The 20561-nt window shown below is 74.8% G+C and carries 17 protein-coding genes; 10 read left to right on the top strand and 7 right to left on the bottom strand.

The window, feature by feature from the left end; all coding sequences use genetic code 11:
- Positions 1-120 precede the first annotated feature (120 nt).
- From ACIPXM_RS14600 to ACIPXM_RS14590, 3 genes are read right to left on the bottom strand one after another with little or no spacing between them, the layout of a single operon-like run.
- A complete protein-coding gene (locus ACIPXM_RS14600; protein WP_401655200.1) occupies positions 121-795 on the bottom strand; it encodes an ATP-binding cassette domain-containing protein in 675 nt (224 codons plus the stop codon).
- 19 nt (positions 796-814) lie between these two features.
- Entirely contained in the window at positions 815-3616 is a 2802-nt protein-coding gene (locus tag ACIPXM_RS14595; protein WP_401655228.1) for an ATP-binding cassette domain-containing protein, read from the bottom strand.
- Positions 3613-4032 carry a hypothetical protein gene (locus ACIPXM_RS14590; protein ID WP_401655199.1) on the bottom strand — a complete coding sequence of 140 codons (420 nt, stop codon included), beginning with the start codon at positions 4030-4032 and terminating at the stop codon, positions 3613-3615. Before ACIPXM_RS14590 ends, ACIPXM_RS14595 begins: the two co-directional genes overlap by 4 nt.
- Before the next feature lie 158 nt (positions 4033-4190).
- Between ACIPXM_RS14590 and ACIPXM_RS14585 the strand changes: the two genes are divergently transcribed.
- From ACIPXM_RS14585 to ACIPXM_RS14565, 5 genes are all read left to right on the top strand, one after another.
- The gene (locus tag ACIPXM_RS14585) at positions 4191-4715 is read left to right on the top strand and encodes a hypothetical protein (protein WP_401655198.1); all 525 of its coding nucleotides are present in this window, start codon (positions 4191-4193) and stop codon (positions 4713-4715) included.
- 103 nt (positions 4716-4818) lie between these two features.
- Entirely contained in the window at positions 4819-6069 is a 1251-nt protein-coding gene (locus ACIPXM_RS14580) for an ABC transporter substrate-binding protein (RefSeq protein WP_401655227.1), read from the top strand.
- Positions 6070-6141: 72 nt separating this feature from the next.
- A complete protein-coding gene (locus ACIPXM_RS14575) occupies positions 6142-7431 on the top strand; it encodes a glycosyltransferase (RefSeq protein WP_401655197.1) in 1290 nt (429 codons plus the stop codon).
- 133 nt (positions 7432-7564) lie between these two features.
- On the top strand, positions 7565-8536 hold the full coding sequence (locus ACIPXM_RS14570) for a helix-turn-helix transcriptional regulator (RefSeq protein ID WP_401655196.1): 972 nt from the start codon (positions 7565-7567) through the stop codon (positions 8534-8536).
- A gap of 259 nt (positions 8537-8795) precedes the next feature.
- Positions 8796-8999 (top strand): I78 family peptidase inhibitor, encoded by a 204-nt coding sequence (locus ACIPXM_RS14565; protein ID WP_401655195.1) that lies wholly within the window; start codon positions 8796-8798, stop codon positions 8997-8999.
- A gap of 147 nt (positions 9000-9146) precedes the next feature.
- Here ACIPXM_RS14565 and ACIPXM_RS14560 read toward each other — a convergent pair whose 3' ends face one another.
- Complete coding sequence (locus tag ACIPXM_RS14560; RefSeq protein WP_401655193.1) at positions 9147-10163, bottom strand: phosphatase PAP2 family protein; 1017 nt, start codon at positions 10161-10163, stop codon at positions 9147-9149.
- A 405-nt stretch (positions 10164-10568) separates the two neighbouring features.
- Here ACIPXM_RS14560 and ACIPXM_RS14555 point away from each other — a divergent pair, with 405 nt between their 5' ends.
- A complete protein-coding gene (locus tag ACIPXM_RS14555) occupies positions 10569-12383 on the top strand; it encodes an MFS transporter (protein WP_401655192.1) in 1815 nt (604 codons plus the stop codon).
- Positions 12384-12490: 107 nt separating this feature from the next.
- Here ACIPXM_RS14555 and ACIPXM_RS14550 read toward each other — a convergent pair whose 3' ends face one another.
- Complete coding sequence (locus ACIPXM_RS14550) at positions 12491-12928, bottom strand: cell division protein SepF (RefSeq protein WP_401655191.1); 438 nt, start codon at positions 12926-12928, stop codon at positions 12491-12493.
- Positions 12929-13271: 343 nt separating this feature from the next.
- On the opposite strand from ACIPXM_RS14550, the gene ACIPXM_RS14545 reads away from it, so the two are divergent.
- A complete protein-coding gene (locus ACIPXM_RS14545) occupies positions 13272-14588 on the top strand; it encodes a DUF5685 family protein (protein ID WP_401655190.1) in 1317 nt (438 codons plus the stop codon).
- Between the two features lie 49 nt (positions 14589-14637).
- On the opposite strand, the gene ACIPXM_RS14540 is transcribed toward ACIPXM_RS14545, so the two are convergent.
- Entirely contained in the window at positions 14638-15633 is a 996-nt protein-coding gene (locus ACIPXM_RS14540) for an ABC transporter substrate-binding protein (protein ID WP_401655226.1), read from the bottom strand.
- A gap of 98 nt (positions 15634-15731) precedes the next feature.
- Complete coding sequence (locus ACIPXM_RS14535; protein ID WP_401655189.1) at positions 15732-16247, bottom strand: GNAT family N-acetyltransferase; 516 nt, start codon at positions 16245-16247, stop codon at positions 15732-15734.
- Between the two features lie 540 nt (positions 16248-16787).
- On the opposite strand from ACIPXM_RS14535, the gene ACIPXM_RS14530 reads away from it, so the two are divergent.
- The 3 genes from ACIPXM_RS14530 to ACIPXM_RS14520 are packed head-to-tail and all read left to right on the top strand — an operon-like array spanning position 16788 to position 20530.
- On the top strand, positions 16788-17660 hold the full coding sequence (locus ACIPXM_RS14530; RefSeq protein WP_401655188.1) for an amino acid ABC transporter permease: 873 nt from the start codon (positions 16788-16790) through the stop codon (positions 17658-17660).
- On the top strand, positions 17657-19540 hold the full coding sequence (locus ACIPXM_RS14525) for an FAD/NAD(P)-binding protein (RefSeq protein ID WP_401655187.1): 1884 nt from the start codon (positions 17657-17659) through the stop codon (positions 19538-19540). Before ACIPXM_RS14530 ends, ACIPXM_RS14525 begins: the two co-directional genes overlap by 4 nt.
- A 60-nt stretch (positions 19541-19600) precedes the next feature.
- Entirely contained in the window at positions 19601-20530 is a 930-nt protein-coding gene (locus ACIPXM_RS14520) for an amino acid ABC transporter permease (RefSeq protein WP_401655186.1), read from the top strand.
- Positions 20531-20561: the final 31 nt, after the last annotated feature.

The following is a 20561-nucleotide window of genomic DNA, read 5'->3' as shown; positions in this document are numbered from 1 at the left end:
GCCGGACGAAGTCCCACTCAGCATCCGTCAGTTCATGTCGACGTATCACGACACCATGGTCCATCAACGGTGATCATTTGAAGACACCGCCTAGCTCTCACCGGTTGTTCTCACCTGTTCTCACAGCTCGCGCGCCGAGACGAGTGTGCCGCGGCTCAGCTCGTAACCGATCGCCCCCGGGGGCAGCCCTGGCGGCACCCGCTGCTCGGCGAGGACCACGGCCGCGCCGCCGGACGGATCGCCGTCGGGGGGCCGGGCGAGGGCGGTGAGCAGGGCGTACGTACGGGCCGCGACGGCCGGGGAGAGGCCGAGGGACGGCTCGTCGACCAGCACCACCCGGGCCGGGGCGAGCAGCGCCCGGGTCAGCGCGAGCATCCGCCGCTCCCCGCCGGACAGCACACCCGCCGGCCGCCCGAGCAGCGGCCCCAGCTCAGGGAACGCGTCGAGCGCCCGCTCCCGGCCGCCCGGCGCGGCGGCGGCCTCCGCCGCGAGCGCCAGGTGCTCGGCGACCGTGAGGCGCGGGTACACCGCCCGCAGATCCGGTACGAGGCAGAGCCCGCGCCGCGCCCGTACGTCGGCGGGCACCCGGGTCACGTCCGCGCCGCCCCAGACCACCCGCCCGGCGGTCAGCGGCACCGTCCCGGCGAGCGCCCCCAGCGCGGTGCTGCGGCCGGAACCGTTGCGGCCCAGGAGCACGGTCACGGTGGCGGCGGGCAGCGCCAGGTCGAGGCCGTGCAGGACCTCCAGGGGGCCGTGGCGGACCCTGGCGGCGCACAGTGCGATCTCGACGCTCATCACTCGGCTCCTCGGGCGCTCATGACACGATCCGGCCCGCTCGTACGGTGTGCGTGGTCCCGGCGGCGCCCGCGACCAGGGCGGCGACCAGGTCCGGGTCGTGCTCGACGAGCAGCACGGTCAGGCCGTCGGCGGCGAGCGCGGTGAGCACCCGGCCGAGCGCGGCGGTCTCGGCGGCGTCCAGACCGGCCGACGGCTCGTCGAGCAGCAGGGTGTGCGGCCGGGCGGCGAGGGCCCGGGCGAGCTCGACCCGGCGCAGGGCGCCGGTGGGCAGCCCGGCGGCCGGGCGGCGGCGGACCGGGCCCGCGAGGCCGAGGAGGCGCAGGGCGCGCTCGACGTCGGCCGGGTCGTTGCCGTCCACCTGGACGTTCTCCTCGACCGTGAGCGACGGGAACACGGCGAGCTGTTGGAAGGTACGGGCGATGCCGAGGCGGGCGCGGGCGTGCGGGGGCAGCCGGGTGATGTCGACGCCGTCGAGGGTGACGCTGCCGGAGGTGGGCCGGGTCGTCCCGGCGAGACAGTCGAAGAGGGAGGTCTTGCCCGCGCCATTGGGGCCGGTGAGGGCAGTGAGGTGGGCGGGGGCGAGGTGGAGGGTGAGGTGGTCGAGGGCGGTGAGGTTGCCGGGGTAGGTGAGGGTGAGGTGGTGGGCGGCGAGGGTGTGAGCGGGTGCCGGTGCCGGTGCCGGTGCGGCTGCGGGGGGCTGCGTGGGGGCGGTGCGTGCGTCGTCGGCCCCGGGCCGGTGGGGGAGCGCCCGGCCTCCGGCCGGGCCGGTCTCCCCACCCGCACCGCCCGTGCGGCTCCGGAGCGCCCGTGCGGGCCTTCCCGTGGAGGGCGCGGGGGCGGCGCCCCCGGCGGGCGGCTCTGTGGGCGAGCCGGGGCGGGCCGTGCGGGCGTCCGCTCTGCCGTCCGCCCTGCCCGAGGCAGCGGGCCCCGTGGGGAAACCGGGGCGCGCGGGGCCTTTCGCCGCCACGGGCGCGGGTGGGCGCGCGGGGTCCTCGGGTCGCACGGACGCCGGGAGGCGGGCCAGCAACCAGGGGAGGAGCGGTGGGACGCGGCCCGTGAAGGTGGCCAGGAGGCCGATCAGGAGCAGCGGGAGGGCCGCCTCGGGGGTCGGGGCCAGCGGGGTCAGGAGGGCCGCCGCCACCACGGGGGTCAGCAGGGTGTCCGCGCCGAGCGTCACGACCGCCGCGAACCACAGCAGTCCGCGCACCGGGTCGAACGCCTCCGGGTCGAAGGCCCGCACCCCCATGCCGAGCAGCGCGCCGCCCAGCGCGGCCAGCGCCGCGCCGAGCGTGAAGGCGAGCAGCTTCAGACGGGTGCCCGGGACGCCCGCCGCCTCCGCGCCCGGCTCGTGGTCCCGCAGCGCGGCCAGCGCGCGGCCGGTGCGGCCCCGGCGGGTGGCGGCGACCAGGAGCAGCGCCCCGGCGAGGACCGCGAGTTCCAGGGCGTAGTAGGCGCGGTCGCCGGTGAAGCCCGCCGGGCGGTCCAGGGCGACGCCCGCCGTGGCGTACGGCTGCGCGAACACGAACCGGCTCACCGCGACCCCCACCGCCAGCGTCGCCAGGGCCAGCGCGAGGCCCCGGCGGCGGATCGCGGGCCACCCGGTGAGCAGCCCGAACACCGCCACGCACGGCACGGCGACGGCGACCGCCACCAGCTCCGGCAGCCCGCCCGCCCCCGCGAGCAGGCCGGTGAGGAGCGCGCCGAGGCCCGCGTACGCCGCCTGGCCGAGCGCGATCCGGCCGCCCCGGCCAGCGACCAGGACCAGCGAGAGCAGGATCACCGCGAACGCCGGGAGCTGGACGGCCGTCGACAGGTCGCCGCCCGCCAGGCCGAGCGGCAGCAGCAGGAGCACGCCGGTGACCGCCCAGACGCCCGGCGGGGTGCGGGGCGCGGCGACCGGCGGGGGCAGCGCGTCGGTGTCGCCGACGCCTGGCCGCGCCAGCGCCGCCACCAGGAGCGCGAGCACGAACAGGTTCGCCCCGGCCGCCTGGACCAGGTCGCCCGCCCAGCCCTCCGGGTGCAGCCGGGTCAGCTGGGCCTGGGCGACGCCGAGGACCAGCGCCGTGCCCACCGCCACCGGCAGGCTGCGCAGCCGGGCCACCACCGCGACCGCGAGCACCTCGACGACCAGGAGCGGCAGACCGTACGGGTCGAGCCGCACGTACGGCGCCAGCAGCACCCCGGTCAGGCCCGCCGTGAACGAGCCGAACGCCCAGCCCGCCGCCGCCACCCGGTCCGCCGGGATGCCGGACAGGACGGCCAGCGGGCGGTTGTCGACCACGGCCCGCAGCCACCGCCCGAACCGGGTCCACCGGGTCACCGCCGCCACCAGGCAGCCCAGCGCGACGACCACCGCGAGCTGCGCCCACGGGTCGTCGCCGAGCAGCACCGGGGCGTCGTCCTTGGCCCCGCCGCCCCACAGCGCCACCGCCGCGCCGACGAGCAGCACGAACACGCCGATGCCCGCCACCAGCGTCCGCGCCTGGCCCGCGCCCGCCCGGGCGAGCAGCCGGAACACCGCCCGGTCCAGGAGCAGGCCGAGGCCCGGCGCGCACACCAGCAGGGTGACGAGCGCGCCGACCGGCAGCGGCCAGCCCCAGCCGGTCACGAACTGCCGGAACAGATAGGCGCAGACCATGGCCACCGCGCCGTGCGCCAGGTTCAGCACGCCGGTGGCCCGGTAGGTGACGATCAGTCCGATGCCGGTGAGCGCCGCCGCGCTGCCGATCGCCAGCCCGGCGAGCGTGAGGTCGTACGTCAGACCGTGGGCGAGTGGGTGCGTCAGCCCGTACGCGGCCCCCGGCACGGCCCCGGTCATCGGCCCGGCCACGGTTCGCACACCGGGCACGGCGCCAGGGCCGACGGGTCGGCGCCGTCCCCGGCCGGGACCGCGTCGGGGCTTCCCGCGACCAGCGGGCAGTCCGGCCGGTGCGCGAGCGTCCCGCCGGGCACCCGCAGCACCGGCCCGTCCGAGGAGGGGGTCCAGGGCGTGGCCACCGGCGGTTGCGCGCGCGGACGAGGGCGCGGCCGGCGTCCCCGGGGTGCCGTCGCGGCCACAAGCACCGCGCCCGCCACGATCAGCGCCGCCCCCGGCACCGTGCACGAGGCCAGATAGGGCAGCTGGCGGGCCACCTGGCGCTCGCCGGAGATCCCGTACCAGCCGAGCACGCTCAGCACCGCCCCGGCGGCGACCGCGACCAGTCCGCCCCACAGCAGCGACCTGGCCGACGGCATGAGTGCCTTCCTCTCCTCGTGGTCCTCGCACCCTCACCCTTTATGTTCTCTTTAATCCCTTTCCTTGCGCTATGCCGCAGATCGTCCGACCCTGGAAGCGAAGCGGCGGGCCGTCCGGTCCGTCGGCCCCGCATCCGGTACGTCCGGTGGTGAGCCCGATGGTTCTCAAGCGACGCGCGGCCGTCCTCGGCGCCGTGGCCGTCCTGGCCCTCACGCCGGTCCTCGCGGGCTGTTCGGACGACGGTGGCGGCGGCAGCGGCGGCGGTTCGGCGACCGCGACCGTGACCGGGTCCGAGTCAGGGTCCGCGACGGCGGCCACCGGCGGGCCCGTCGATCCGGCCGCCGCCAAGGCCGAGATCACCAAGAACTTCACCGCGTTCTTCGACGCGAGGACCCCGACCGCCGAGCGGGTGAAGCTCCTTGAGGACGGCGAGCGGATGGCGCCCGTCCTCGGTGCCTTCGCGGGCGACAAGAACGCCGCCCGGACCTCCGTCGAGGTCAAGGAGGTCGAGTTCACCTCGCCGACCGACGCGAACGTCGGCTACGACCTGCTCGTGGCGGGCAACACCGCCCTGCCCGGTGCCAAGGGCACCTCCGTCCTCCAGGACGGCACCTGGAAGGTCTCGGTGCGGACGCTGTGCGGCCTCGTCCAGGTCAGCGGTGCGACCGTCCCCGGCTGCTGAGCGCGCGCCCCGCGCCCCGCGCCGTACCGGCCGCCGTGCCCCGCGCCGTACCGCAGGCAGAACCGCAGGCCGTACCGGAGCCGTCGCCGCGCTCCTCGCCGGACTGCTCGCGGCCCTCGTGGCGGGCTGCGGCAGCCGGCTCCCGGAGAGCGCCTTCGAGACGCGGCCCACCGCCACTCACCCCTCCGACGGTGGGCCGCTCCGGGTCGGCATCATCACCAGCGCCACCAGCCCGGTCGGCGGCGACGCCTTCACCGGACCCCGGGACGGCGCCCTCGCCTACTTCGCCGCCCTGAACGCCCGCGGCGGCCTCGACGGCCGCACGATCGAGGCGGTGACCTGCGACGACGGCGGCAGCGGCATCGGCAACAACGATTGCGTGCACCGGCTCGTCGACGAGGAGAAGGTGTTCGCCCTGGTCGCCACCACCGCCTTCGACTACGCGGGCGCGCCCCGGGTCTCCCGGGCCGGCGTCCCCGACATCGGCGGCCAGCCACTGACCCCGGCCTACGACACCTATCCGCACCTCTACTCGCTCTACGGCAGCTCCGCCCCGCGCACCGGCGCCGCCCCCGGCTGGGACGGCACGCTCTACGGCGGCACCGAGGTCTACCGCTGGTTCCGCACCCACCTCGGCGCCAGGACCGCCGCCGTCGTCTCCTACAACCAGGCCGCCTCCGCCGGATACGCCCGGCTGGTCGCCGCGGGCCTGCGCGCCGAGGGGTACACGGTCGTCGACGAACAGGTCGACTTCGCGCTGCCCAACTTCCGCGCGGTGGCCGCGGATCTGCGCGCCCGCCACGTCGACATCGTCCTCGACGCCCTGGACACCCACGGCAACGCGCGGCTCTGCGCGGCGATGGAGGAGTCCGGGGTACGGGTCGCCGCCAAGGTCACCAACGTGCAGAACTGGGCCTCCACCGTGCCCCGCGACTACGCGGCCTCGCCCGGCTGCCGGAGCGCCCTGTACGTGACCGGCTCCTCCCGCCCGTACGACGACGTCTCCTCGCCCGCCGTGCGCGAGTTCCGGGCCGCGATGGGCGACCGGCCGCTCACCCAGTGGCAACTGGAGGGCTGGGCGGCCGCCATGTGGTTCACCGACGCGGCCCGGGCCTGCCTCGGCGAGCCCGGTGGCCCGACCCGGGCCTGCGTCGAGAGCTACGTCAACCGCGCGGAGCCGTACACCGCCCGGGGGCTGCTGCTCCCGGTCCGCTTCGAACGGCTCGCGCGGCCGCCGGAGGTCCGCAACACCTGTCTCTCGGTGGCCCGTTGGCAGGACGGGACGGGCTGGGTCGCGCAGGGCGACATGAACGGGAACTGCGCGCGCGTGCCCCAGCTGGGATACCGGCCGTGAACAACAGGCGTACGGCGCAGTACAGTCGCCCACGACCCGCAGCCACCCGACCAGGAGGACCCAGGCCCGGTCATGCGCATCTCCTTCCTGCTCCACAACGGCTACCACATCGGCGGCACCATCCGTGCGGTCTTCACCCTCGCCGGGGCGCTGGCGGACCGTCATGAGGTCGAGATCGTCTCGGTGTTCCGGCACCGCGACAAGCCCGTCCTCGATGTGCCCGCCGGGGTGACCCTGCGTCCGCTCGTCGACCTGCGCGAGAAGAGCCCCGGCTACGACGGCGGCCACCCCGACTTCCGGCGCCCGGCCCGGGTGTTCCCGCGCGGCGACGGCCGGTGGAAGCAGTACAGCGCGCTGACCGACGCCCGGATCGGCGCCCATCTCGCCGAGGTCCGCGCGGACGTCGTCGTCGCCACCCGGCCCGGGCTCAACGTGCAGCTCGCCCGGCAGGCCCGGCGCGGCCCCGACGGGCCCGTCCTCATCGGCCAGGAGCACCTCACCCTCGACGGGCACAACTACCGGCTGCGCCGGGACATCCGGCACGAGTACGCGATGCTCGACGCCGTCACCACGGTCACCGAGGCGGACGCCCGCTCCTACCGCGCGCTCGCGCTGCCCGGGGTCCGGATCGACGCGGTGCCCAACAGCGTGCCCGCGCCCCGGGTGCCGCCCGCCGACCCCGGGGCCAAGGTGGTGGTCGCGGCCGGCCGGCTCACCCCGGTGAAGCGGTACGACCTGCTGATCGACGCCTTCGCCGACGTGGCCGCCGCCCGGCCCGACTGGAAGCTGCGGATCTACGGCACCGGCGACGCCTCCACCAATCTGCGCGGCGCGCTGGCCCGGCAGATCGAACGCCGCGACCTCGGCGCGCACGTCTTCCTGATGGGCACCGCCCACCCGATGGAGCCCGAGTGGGCCAAGGGGTCGCTGGCCGCCGTCACCTCGCGCCGCGAGTCCTTCGGCATGACGATCGTCGAGGCGATGCGCTGCGGCCTGCCGGTGGTCGCCACCGACTGCCCGCACGGCCCCGCCGAGATCATCGAGGACGGGGTGGACGGGCGGCTCGTCCCGGTCGACGACACGGCGGCGGTCAGCGCCGCGCTGCTCGCCCTGATCAACGACGACGAGGCCCGCGCCCGGGCGTCGAAGGCGGCCCTGGCCGCCGCCGAACGCTTCGACCCGGTCCGGATCGCGGCCCGCCACGAGTCCGTCTGGGCGGAGCTCACCGCGGCGGGCACCGGCCGGCCGCCGCGCGGCCACGGCGCCCGGCGGGCCGCCGCGCACCGGGCGGTCGGCACGCTCGTCGACGCGGTGTACACGGCGAAGGCGAAGGCCGGGGCGCTGGTCCGCCGCTTCCGCTGACGCCGGGCCGGGCCGGGCCGCGACGGCCGTCCGTGCCGGGCTGTCGTCGCCGGGCCGGGCTGTCCGCGCCGGGCCGGGCCGCCCGGGCGATCGCGGACCGTAGCTGTCCGCGATCGGTGCCAGACTCGGCGCCATGTTGGAGACCTCCGCACGACTGCTGCGTCTGCTGTCCCTCCTCCAGGCCCACCGCGAGTGGTCCGGGCCCGAACTCGCCGACCGGCTCGGGGTGACCGCGCGGACCGTCCGCCGGGACGTGGACCGGCTGCGCGAGCTGGGCTACCCGGTGAACGCCACCCCCGGCACCGGCGGCGGCTACCAGCTCGGGGCCGGGGCCGAGCTGCCGCCGCTGCTGCTCGACGACGACGAGGCGGTGGCCGTCGCGGTCGGCCTGCGGGGCGCCGCCGGGCAGGGCGTCGAAGGCATCGGCGAGAGTTCGGTACGGGCGCTCGCCAAACTGGAGCAGGTGCTGCCCGGGCGGCTGCGCCGCCGGGTGAGCGCGCTCAACGCGTTCACCGTGCCGATGCTGCGCACCCCGCAGGCCCTGGTCGACCCGGCGGTGCTCACCGAGCTGGCCAACGCCTGCCGGGACAGTGAGCGGCTCCGCTTCGCCTACCGCGACCACAGCGGCGCCACCACCCGCCGGATCGTCGAGCCGCACCGTCTGGTCTGCACCGAGCGGCGCTGGTACCTGGTCGCCTGGGACCTGGACCGGGCCGACTGGCGCACCTTCCGGGCCGACCGGATCGAGCCCACCCCGCCGCACGGGCCGCGCTTCGCGCCCCGCCCGGCGCCCGCCGACGACCTCGCCGCCTATGTCGCCAAGGGCGTGTCGACCGCCGTCTACCCGACCGAGGCCACCGTCCGGCTCCATGTGCCGCTCGCCGAGGCCGCGGCGGCCGTCGGCATCGCCGACGGGGTCCTGACGGCCGAGGGCGAGCACTCCTGTCTGCTGCGGACCGGCGCCCACAGCCTGGACGTGATGGTGATCCACGTGGCGATGATCGGCTTCGAGTTCGAGGTGCTCGACCCGCCGGAACTGACCGGCCGGGTGCGCGCACTCCGCGACCTGCTGACCCGGGCCCTCGACCGTCCTGGCGGTGCGTGATGTGTGCGACGTGCGAGGAAATCGTGAATCCGGCGCGCGCCGGGGCGACCGTGTGCGGGCCGCCCGAATTACCGCGGGGAGCACGCCCGTACAGAATTCGGGAAAGCGTTTACGGGGATCCTGGAGGCAGTTGGCCGGACATCCGGGAATGGACCGGTAAACGGCCGGAAACCATCGCGCGGAACTGCGGTGTTCGCGTCAAACATGTGTCGAGAACCTGTGACACAAGCGTGACCGGCGAGGTACTAACGTGAGCTGCATGACACCCGAACACGCACCCGAGCACCGATCGGATATGTATCTGGGACTCCCCGAGGGGGAGGCCGGACGGCTCGCCAGAAGCCGTGGCTGGAAGGTGGTCAGGGCGCTTCCGCCCGGCTCGATCGTCACCATGGAGTACCTGGAGGGGCGCATCAACTTCGAGGTCGAGCACGGCGTGGTGACCCGCGTCTGGCACGGCTGACGGCGCACCCCGGGAACCCCGCGCACCTCGCGCACCTCGCGCACGACCGTGTCCGTACAGGCGTGCGTACCGGCGTCCGTACCCGCGTCAGGGCCCCGGCCGGAGGATCCGGCCGGGGCCCTGACGTACCCGGGTGGGGTGCGGCGCTCAGCCGCCCGTCGCGGGCCGCGAGTGCGGCGGACGGCGGCTGCCCGCGGTGCCCACCGGACCGCGCTCGGGGCGCGCGGTGTGGTGGACCGTGTGGGCCGCTGGGTGGTGCGCCCGGCGGTCGCCGAGCGCCGCGGACCGGACGGCCGGGCCACCGCGGCCCGAACCGGCGCCCACGGGCTCCCGGACCGGGTCCTCCGCCCCGGCCGGGCGCTGCGGGAACAGGCCGGGCAGCGGACCGCCACCGGCCACCGGGAGCGACGGGACCAGGCGGCGCCGGGCCCGCAGCAGCTCGCGCAGCCGGTCCCGCAGGGCCAGGATCCACGCCTCGGCGACGGCGAGCAGCGGCTCGCACCACGGCAGCGCCAGCAGGATGAGGAGTCCGGCGGCCCAGCCGAGCAGCACATCGCTCAGCCAGTGGGTGCCGAGGTAGACGGTGGTCAGGCCGACGCCGAGGGCGACGACGGCGGACAGCGCGGAGAGATAGCGGCGGGCCCGCGGGGTGGTCGCCAGATAGGCCAGGATGCCCCAGGTCACGACCGCGTTCGCGGTGTGCCCGGACGGGAATATGTCGCCGCCCGCGAAGAGCTCGGCGGAGCCGACCTGCGTCGCGTAGTGGGGGCCCAGCCGGCCGAGTCCGAGCTTCACCGCGCCGACGGTCACGTTGAGCAGCAGGAGGGCGGCGCCGAGGCAGAGCAGCGGCCGCAGGGTGTGCTGGCGCCAGGAGCGCCAGCCCAGCCAGGCGGCCACCATCACGGCCGTCGGGCCGCGCTGGCCGAGGACGACGTAGTAGTCGAGGAAGGCGTGCAGCCCCTGCCACTGCTGGTAGGGGCGGAAGAGCATGATCTTCCAGTCGAGGGTCACCAGCCAGGTCGACAGGAGTACGGCGACGACGATGGCCAGATAGAACGCCAACGTCCCGCCGAAGAGGGCGAGACGCGTGCGGGTCATCCGCGGGACCTCTATCTTCGGCGGTTCCGGCTCCCGGTCCAGCCGGGCAAAGATGTCGGTACGCACCCAATCGACGTTACAGGGAGTGAGTAGCGACCTTGGTCGTTCCGCCGCCTTCGTGATGACGATGTGATGTGGAGTACCTCTCGTCCGGGCGTTTGTTCCCGTCGCCGGTCGGAAAATCGGATGACCTTCAGCCCTATTGCCGGACGGCCGTTTCGTGAAGTCTGTTTGCGGGCCCCCGAGAATTTCCCGGTCGGCCCCGAGCGGGAAATTCCACCCGGCGCGCGGCCGGGCCACAGTGGTGTACGCCACACCTCGCGGCCCGCCGCGGTGAGAGGTGCACCACGCGCTCGGACCTTGAACTCGCGTACGCTGACGGCTCACTCGCCCGTCGATGCCGGGCCGCCGCCGGGACCGCTCCCCGGCCGGTGCCCGCCGAGCGCGAGAGCTTCACTGGGAGGTACTTGCATGGCGCGGACGATCACGTCCGGAACGCGGTCGCGTCCCCACGACCGCACGACCCGAGGCGGTGCCAACCGCTGGGTCGTCCTCGTCGTCCTCTGCGTCAGCCTGCTGCTCGTCGCGCTCGACGCGACCGTGCTGCACGTCGCCGTCCCCTCGCTCACCGAGGACCTGCGCCCCAGCTCCACCGCGCTGCTCTGGATCGTCGACGCCTACCCGCTGATCTGCGCCTCGCTGCTGATCCTGTTCGGCACCCTCGGCGACCGGATCGGCCGCCGCAAGGTGCTGCTGTTCGGTTACGCGCTGTTCGGCGTCGCCTCCGCGGTCGCCGCGCTCGCCACCGAACCCGAGGTGCTGATCGGCGCCCGCGCGCTGCTCGGCGTCGGCGGCGCCATGATCATGCCCGCCACCCTCTCGATCCTCCGCGCGGTCTTCCCCGACCGGCGCGAGCGGGCCACCGCCATCGGCATCTGGACCGCGGTCGCCGCCGTCGGCGCCGCCACCGGACCGGTGCTCGGCGGCTTCCTCGTCGAGCACTACTGGTGGGGCTCGGTCTTCCTGATCAACATCCCGCTGATGATGATCATCCTGCCGCTCGGCCGGCTGCTGCTGCCCGAGTCGCGCGGCGGCACCGACGGCCCCTGGGACGTGCTCGGCGCCCTGATGGCCGCCGCCGGTGTGCTCGGCGCGGTGCTCGGCGTCAAGCGGCTCGGCGCCGGTGACCCGCCGCTCACCCTGGCCACCGCGGGCCCGCTGCTCGTCGGCGGCACCCTGCTGGTCCTCTTCGTCCGGCGGCAGAAGCGCCGCGCCCACCCGCTGATCGACATGCGGCTGTTCTCCCGGGCGCCCTTCACCACCTCCGTCGGCTGCATCGTGCTCGCCATGCTGGCCCTGGTCGGCCTTGAGCTGATCGCCGTCCAGTACCTCCAGCTGGTCCTCGGCCTCAGCCCGCTGGAGACCGGCCTCAGGCTGCTCCCGCTGACCTTCGCCGCGATGGCCGCGGGCGCCACCGGTTCGTACACGCTGCGCAGGATCGGACCGCGCCGGATGGTCGGCTGGGGCTTCGTGCTCACCGCGGCGGCCGTGCTGCTGCTCGTCCTGATGGGCGAGCACGACCGGCCGCTGCTGCTCACCGTCGGCTTCGTGCTGCTCGGTTTCGGGCTGCAGACCACCCTCTTCTCGGCGTACGAGTCGATGCTCAGCGAGGCCCCGCCGTCGAGCGCGGGCGGTGCGGCGGCCATCGGCGAGACCTCGTACCAGCTCGGCGCGGGCATCGGCATCGCGCTGCTCGGCAGTGTCATGAACGCGGCCTACGCGCCGGGGCTCAGCGGGGTGCCCGGGGTGCCGGACAGCGCCGTGAAGGCGGCGGCGAACTCGCTCGGCGAGGCGTACCAGGTGGCGGGCGCGCTCGGCGGCGACGCCGGTGCCGCGCTGCACCGGGCGGCCCGGCACGCCTTCGTGAACGGGCTGCACGTGACCCTGTTCGTGAGCGCGGGGCTGCTGCTGCTCGGCGCGCTGATGGCGCTGCGGCTGCCGCGGGTGATGGAGTGCGCGGCGGACGCCGACGGCGGGCCGGACGGGCTGCCGCCGGTCGCGGACCTCACGAAGGACGCCGCCCCGGCGGGCGGCGGTACGGCCAGGACCACGGGTTCGGGAACGGGTACGGGTACGGCCCTGGGTACGGTCCCGGCGCCCGCGCCCGCCCCGGACGCGGCGCCGCTGGACGAGGGGCGGCCGGGCGAGGCGGCGGAGCCGGCGTTCCGGGTCCCGGCCACCCGGGGGCCCGCCGAACCGGCGGGCTCGACCCTGCCGGGCCACTGACACCTGCCGGGCCACTGCCGGGCCACTGGCATCTGCTGGGCCACTGACACCGGCCGGAGCCGGGAGCCGGTGGACCGGACCCGGAGCCGGGGCCCCGGAGCGGGGCCTCAGCTCTGGTTGAAGAAACCGTCCTGCGAACGCCCGGCGGGCTCGCCGCTGACGATCTCGGTGTCCGCCGGGGTCAGCAGGAAGACCCGGGTCGCGACCCGCTCGATCGAGCCGCGCAGACCGAAGGCGAGACCGGCGCAGAAGTCGACCACGCGCTTGGCGTCGTTCGGCTCCATCGCGGTCAGGTTCACGATCACCGGGACACCCTCCCGGAACAGCTCGCCGATGCCCCGGGCGTCCCGGAACCCGTCGGGGGAGAGGGTCGCGATCCGACGGCCCCGATCCTGCGCCGTGTCGGACGCCACCCGCACCCGCGGGTCCGTCACCCAGGCGTCGTTGCTCTCGGCAGCACCCTCGGAGTACTCGTCGTCGTAGTAACGCTCGTCGTTGTCCTCGACGAGTCCCAGCCAGGCACTGGCCTTGCGCACCGATCCCATGGACGCCTCCTTTCAGCGCGGTCACTCGTGGTTCCGCAATCCCTATCGTCGACCATGATGCGGATCGCGCGCCAAGTGGATAGTCGGCGCGCAGGGGTTTCGTGACGGTACTGGTGCAATCCGTGGAGGTCGAAATCTGGCGATTCGTCAGGGATCTTGCGGTATGCGGGGGCTGACGGGGGGTCGGCCCGGAGCGCGCAACTTAAAATATGAAAGTCGGGCCAGAAGGGTGATGGCCAGGGCGTACGGGTGAACGGATCACGCCGCGGACGACCCGGTACGATGCCGCACGCCGTCGCGCGGCAGCCGCCGCGACGACCACGGGGGAACGACGGGGGAAGTCGTGTTCGGAATAGTCAGGCCCTGCGCCCATCGCCTCACCGAGGGCCTCAAGGTCGAGTGGATGGCCCATCTCTGCGGCCTCTGTCTGGCACTTCGCGCCGACCACGGGCAGCTCGCCCGGGTGGTCACCAACTACGACGGCCTCATCGTCTCGGTTCTGACGGAGGCTCAGACCGGCGCCACCGAGGGCGGCCGCCGCACCGCGGGCCCCTGCCCGCTGCGTGCCATGAAGACCGCCCCGGTCGCCCGCGGCGAGGGCGCCCGGCTCGCCGCCGCCGTCTCGCTGGTGCTCGCCTCCGCCAAGATCCGCGACCACGTCGCCGACAAGGACGGCCTGTTGGCCCGCCGCCCGGTCGCCGCCGCGGCCCGCACGGTGGCCCGCTCCTGGGACCGGGCGGGCGCCCGCACCGGCCGCGAGCTCGGCTTCGACACCGCCGTGCTCGTCGACGCCGTCGACCGGCAGACCGGCATCGAGGCGCTGGCCGGGATCGGCACCCCGCTGCTCACCGTCACCGAACCGACCGAGACGGCCACCGCCGCCGCGTTCGCGCACACCGCCGTGCTCGCCGGACGCCCGGCCAACGCGGCCCCGCTCGCCGAGGCGGGACGCCTCTTCGGACGGCTCGCGCACCTCCTCGACGCCGTCGAGGACCAGACCGCCGACGACGCGAACGGCGCCTGGAACCCGCTCACCGCCACCGGCACCTCCCGCGCCGAGGCCCGACGGCTCGCCGACGACGCCCTGCACGGCATCCGGCTCGCCCTCAAGGACGCCGAGTTCGCCGACGGCAGGCTCGCCCACGTGCTGCTCGCGCACGAACTGCGGGTCTCGGTCGACCGCGCCTTCGCGACGACCCCCGCGTGCGCCACCCATGGGGCCCAGGGTCACCACGAGGCTCAGGGCCACCACGAGGCTCAGGGCCACCACGACGCTCAGGGTCAGGGCGGGCCCGGCGGGCCCGCGCCGCACCGGCCGGTGCCCGGCAACCCGTACGCCGAGCCCGGCCACGGCCCCTGGCACCCGGGCCCCGGCGGACCCGGCGGCCCGGGGGCGCCGCTCCCGCCCGAGCCCCCGAACCGCCGCGGCCTGTTCACCGGCTGCGCGGTCCTGCTCGGCCTCGGCTGCACCTGCCAGATGTGCTGCGGCACGTACGAGGGCCCGTGGAGCCGTCAGCGCCGCGAGGGCCTGTGCAACGACCCCGGCAACTGCTGCGACGCCTGCGACTGCTGCAGCAACTGCTCGGACTGCTGCGGGGACGGCGGCTGCTGCGGCGACGGCTGCGGGTGCGACGGCTGCGGCTGCGACTGCGGCTGCTGAGCCACCGTCACCTCGATGCCGTCACCTCGGTGCCGTCACTCCGGTGCCGTCACTTCGGCGTCGCCGCCTTGGCGCCGCCCGGGACCGGGCCCGGGATCTCCGGCGGCGAGATCCGGGAGGCGGGGATCGCCGAGGCCGTCACACCCCACTTCCGCAGGATCCGGTCATAGCTGCCGTCCGCCTTCAGACCGTTCACCGCGGCCTGGAAGGCGGGCGCGAGGGCCGTTCCCTTCTTGAAGGCGAAGCCCACGTCGAGCCGCCGGTACTCGTTGAGGAACTTCGTGCCCGGCTGCTGCCGCACCGCGTAGCGGATGCCGTTGATGGTGCTCATCACGACGTCGCTGCGGCCCTGCTGGAGCGACATCCACACCGCGCCCGGCTCATTGAAGACGTTCACCTCGTACGCGGGCTTCCCGGCCTGGGCGCAGCGGTCCTTCTGCTCCTCCAGGGTGCGCTCGAAGGTGGTGCCCGCGCCGGTGGCGACCTTGCGCCCGCACAGCTGGACCAGGTCGGTGACGGCCGCGAGGTCGCTGTCGGCGCGCGCGGCGAAACCCTGCCCGTCGTTCACGTACGTCACGAAGTCGATGCTCTTGCGGCGCTCCTCGGTGACCCCGAAGTTGCCGGTGCCGACGTCGTACTTGCCGCTGCCGAGCGCCGGGAGGATCGCCTCGAACCCGGCCACCTCCCGCTTCAGCTTCAGCCCGAGGGCCTTCGCGACCGCGTCCGCGACATCGGCGTCGATCCCGACGAAGGTGCGGCCGTCCGGCAGATAGGCCGAGCTGGGCGGGGAACCGACGGCGGAGGCGAGCGCCAGGGTGCCCCGCTCCCGTACGTCGGCGGGCAGCAGCCTGATCGCCGCCTCGTCGCGCCGCACCCCCGCGAGCACGTCCGTGGTCGGCAGCGCGTCCGCCGCACCCCCGGCCGGCGCGGCGCCGCCCGCCGGGCCGCCCGCCCCGCCGGGCGCGGTGCCGGAGCCGCAGCCGGTGAGCGCCAGGGCGGCCGCGGTGATCAGCGCGAAGGCGACGGCCGCGCGCGGGGTGGTGATCCCCGCGCGCGGGGCACGAGGGGTGCTCGGGGTACCGGGGGCGCTCGGGGTGCTGAGGGTGGTCGGAGTGCGGGGGGTGGTCGGAGTGGTCGGGGCGTTCATGGCGTCAGGGTCTCCACGTCCGGGTGCGTCGTCGCGCACAGGTGCTTCTCGAACGGCAGCGGCCCGATCGACTCGGGGTCGGCCGTCACATCGAAGAGCGGGCGGTATCCGGCCGCCAGATAGAGGCCCTTGGCCTCCGGCTGGCGCGGACCGGTGGTCAGAAAGACTCGGGTGTGGCCGCGGTGCGCGGCCTCCCGTTCCAGCTCGGCCAGGACCCGCCGGGCGAGCCCGCGTCTGCGGTGCTCCGAGTGGGTCCAGATCCGTTTCAGTTCGACGGTGCCGGGGTCGTCGTACCGGCGGAAGGCACCGCCCGCGACGGGCCGCCCCCGCTCCAGGAGCAGCAGGAAGGCACCGCCGTGCGGCGGGGTGAACTCTTCGACCGGGTAGCGGGTCAGGTCCTCGGACGAGCCGTAGCGGTGCGCGTACTCGTACGTCAGCTCGTCGAGGAGCGGGCGGGCCAGGGGATCGGCGGGCGTGGTCCGGTGCACGGACACGGGCAGCACGAAAGTCATGACGGTCCTTCAGCACGAAGGAAGGGCAAGGAAGGGCAAGGAAGGGCAAGAGGGCGAGGCAGGGCAAGGAAGGGCGAAAGGAAGAGCGAAAGGAAGAGCGAAAGGAAGAGCAACTGGGCGTGCGAGGGGAGGGGAGCTCAGGCGCGCCTACGGACGAGGGCACCCGGCGGGTGAAGGCGACGACGCCACGACCTGCGCGAACGCGCGGGCGGGCAGGGTGGAGCGGGGTGGGACAGGGGGTCGGCTCAACAGGAGGAGGACCACACTCGACCGAAGTCGATGTGGGAGCGCGAGACCAGCCACTGCTGCGGATGCATGGCCCAAGTGGAACAGGCATCCGTTTCCCCGTCAACCGCCGTGAGACGTACGGCTCATCATCCGGACGGGCTTGACAGCGCGCCCCGTGCGCCGCGTAGCGTGAAAGGGCGGTCCGGTGCTGAGGGGCTCCAGGCCGCGGTCCGTCGCGCGTGAAGGCGCATCCCGGTTCGATCCGTCGTCGGCCGGCCACTCGGCCGTCCCAGGCAGCCACGGAGCCTTCGCATGTCCGCGACCCTCGCCAAAGCCCCCGCCCCGCCCCCACCCCCGTCACCGTCCGCCGGTGATCCCGCAGGACCGGTGCTCCGGATCGTCCCTGCGCGTCGCACCGGACAGTGGACGTCGGCCGCCGCCGTGCTCGTCCTCGGCGGCCTCGGCCTGTACTCCGTCGTCACCAACCGCGCCTTCCAATGGGACGTCGTCGGCGACTACTTCACCTCCACCGCCGTGCTCCGCGGCCTCGGCCTGACGCTCTGGCTGACCGCCGTCGTGATGGCCCTGGGCTTCGCCCTCGGCACCCTGCTGGCCGTGCTCCGGCTCTCCGCGAACCCGGTGCTGCGCCTGGTCAGCCGCGGCTACGTGTGGTTCTTCCGGTCCACCCCGATCCTGGTCCAGCTGCTGTTCTGGTTCAACATCGGCGCCCTGTACCCGACCGTCCTCGGCGTGGCGACGGTCAACCTGCTCGGCCCGGTGTCGGTCGCCGTCATCGGCCTCACCCTGCACGAGGCCGCCTACGCCGCCGAGGTGGTCCGCGGCGGCATCCTGTCCGTCGACCGCGGCCAGATCGAGGCCGCCCAGTCGCTCGGCCTCGGCCGCCGCCGCCGGTTCACCCGGATCGTGCTGCCGCAGGCCATGCGCTCCATCGTGCCGCCCGCCGGCAACATGCTGATCGGCACCCTCAAGGGCACCTCGATCGTCTCCGTGATCGCCGTCCAGGACCTGCTCTACTCGGTGCAGCTGGTCTACCACCGCACCTATCAGGTGGTCCCGTTGCTGCTCGTCGCGACCCTCTGGTACGTCGCCGTCACCACCGTCCTCGGCGTCGGCCAGCACTACGTCGAACGCCACTACGCGCGCGGTACGGAGGCCGGCCGATGAGCCGCCGCAGCCTCGTCGTCGTGGGCGCGGGACCGCGCGGCACCGGATTCCTGGAGCGGCTCGCCGCCAACCTGCCCGAGCTTTACGGGGACCGGGCGCTCGACGTCCACCTCGTCGACCCGTACCCGCCGGGCCCCGGCCGGATCTGGCGGGCCGCGCAGTCCCCGCTGCTCTGGATGAACTCCCGGGCCGAGGACGTCACCAGCTTCACCGACGCGACCGTGCCCCTCGAAGGACCGGTCGTCCCCGGGCCCAGCCACGCCGAGTGGGCGACCGGCTCCGACGGCCGCGACTTCCCCACCAGGGCCCGCCAGGGCGGCTATCTGCGCTGGGCGTACGAGCGCGCCAGGGCGGCGCTGCCGCCCACCGTCACCCTCCACGAACACCCCACCACGGCCCTCCGGGTCGGCGGGCCGCAGGACGGACGGCAGCGGGTCTGGCTGGCGGGGCGCACCGAACCGCTCACCGCCGACCTCGTCGTCCTCACCCTCGGCCACCTCGACGCCCGCCCCGATCCGGAAGCGCGCGCGCTCGGCGCGTTCGCGGACCGGCACGGCCTGGTCCACCTCCCGCCCGGCTTCACCGCCGACACCGACCTGTCCGTGCTCCCGGCCGGTGAACCGGTCCTGGTGCGCGGCTTCGGCCTCGCCTTCGTCGATCTGATGGTGCTGCTCACCCAGGGCCGGGGCGGCCGGTACGAGGAGGCGGCGGACGGCCGGCTGCGGTACCTGGCGTCCGGCCGTGAGCCGGTGCTGTACGTGGGATCGCGGCGCGGGGTCCCGTACCACGCGAAGATCGACTACCGGGCGGACGGCGAACAGCCGCCCCCGCCGCGGTTCTTCGGGCCCGCCCAGGTGGACCCGCTGCTCGCCCGCGTGCACGGCGGCGAACGGCTCGACTTCCGGCGCGAGGTGTGGCCGCTGATCGCCAGGGAGCTCGGCTGGGCGCACTACCACCGCCTGTTCACCGCGCACCCGGAGCGGACCGCGCTGACCTGGGCGGAGTTCGCCGAGGCGTACGGGGCGTCCGCCGACGCGTCCGGCGGCACGTCGGACGAGGCTTCCGGCGGTGCGGGCGGGTTCGGGGCCGACCTGGACGCGCTGGTCGCCGCCGCCGTGCCCGACCCGGCCGACCGCTTCGACCCGGCGGACCTGGACCGGCCGCTCGCCGGAGTGTCGTACGGCTCCTTCGACGCCCTCCAGCACGGGCTGCGCCGGCACATCGCCGACGACCTGGAACGCCGCCACGACCCCGCCCACAGCGCCGACCTGGCGGTGCAGGGCGCGCTGCTCCGGGTCTACGGGCAGCTCGCCAGGTTCCCCGACCCCGGTGACGGCGACACCTGGTGGCACGGTTTCTTCAGCTTCCTCGCCTCCGGCCCGCCGGGCCCCCGGCTGCGCGGTCTCCTCGCGCTCTCCGAGGCCGGGATCGTGCGGTTCCTCGGCGCCGGGCTCACCGTCGGCGCCGACGAGGAGCGCGGGGTCTTCCGGGCCGTGTCGAGCAGTCTGCCCGGGCACGTCACCGAGGCCCGCGCCCTGGTCGAGGCCCGGCTGCCCGACCCGACCGTGACGCGCAGCGCCAGTCCGCTGCTGCGCGGCCTGTACGAGGACGGGGCCCGGGCCACCGGGGCGGGGCTGCTCGCCGTCGACCCCGGCGACGGACGGCTCATCGGACGGGACGGCCGACCGCACCCGCGCCGCTTCGCGCTCGGCCCGCACACCACGGCACGGGCCGGCGGGGCCTTCACCCGGCCCCGTACCGGCGGTCTCGCCTTCGCCCAGAACGACCGCGCCGCGCGCACGGCACTCGGCCTGCTGCGGGACCTGGACGGCCGCGCGCTGCCCGGTGCCGACGCCGTGGCCACGCCCCTGAGCGCCTGACCCACCGCACCCGGCTCCCCTTCCGCCTCCCTCCCGTCTCCCTCCTGCCGAGGTACCGCCATGTCTCTCACCAGTGATCCACCCGCCTCCCTCGCCCCACCGACCCCACCCGCCCCTCCGGCCGAGTCGCCCGCGCCGGGCACACCCGGCGCCGAAGCCACCACACCCGTGCTCAAGGTGGTGCCGGTACGGCGCCCCTGGCGCTGGGTCGCGGTGGCCGCGACCGCCGTCGTGCTCGCCCAGTTCCTGCACGGACTGATCACCAACCCGGCCTGGGAGTGGCAGGTCTTCGCCCGCTACGTCACCGCCGACGCGATCCTGCGCGCCGTCTGGGTCACCCTCCAGCTCACCTGCTACGGCACCGTCCTCGGCTTCGCCCTCGGCCTGGTGCTCGCCTTCATGCGGATGTCCACGAGCCCGTTCCTGCGCGCGGTCGCGTTCGGCTACATCTGGGCGTTCCGCTCGATCCCGCTGATCGTGCAGCTGCTGTTCTGGTTCAACCTGGCTTATCTGTACGGGGAGTTGAGCCTCGGCATCCCGTTCGGGCCGAGCCTGTGGTCCTTCGACACGATGGGCCTGGTCGGCGCGATGAGCGCCGCCGTGCTCGGCCTCGCCCTGCACCAGGCCGCCTACGCCGCCGAGATCGTCCGGGGCGGGCTGCTCGCGGTCGACCCCGGCCAGACGGAGGCGGCGGCCGCGCTCGGCATCCCGAAACTGCGCCAACTGCGCCGGATCGTGCTGCCGCAGGCGATGCGCTCGATCCTGCCCAACGCCGCCAACGAGATCATCTCGCTCTTCAAGGGCACCTCGATCGTCTCCGTCATGGCGATCGGCGAACTCTTCTACCAGGTGCAGGTCGTCTACGGCCGCAACGGGCAGGTCGTCCCGCTGCTCATGGTCGCCACCGCCTGGTACGTCCTGCTGACCACCGCGCTCTCCGTCGTCCAGCACTACGTGGAACGCCACTACGCGAAGGGGAGCACCCGATGAGCTCCGGCCCCGCCACCGTCACCGTCACCGC

Origin of the sequence: Streptomyces sp. NPDC090025 (assembly GCF_044748125.1) — a bacterium.
Taxonomy (GTDB): domain Bacteria; phylum Actinomycetota; class Actinomycetes; order Streptomycetales; family Streptomycetaceae; genus Streptomyces.
The sequence above is the reverse complement of the archived record's forward strand: the minus strand, read 5'-3'. Positions and strand labels throughout refer to the sequence as shown.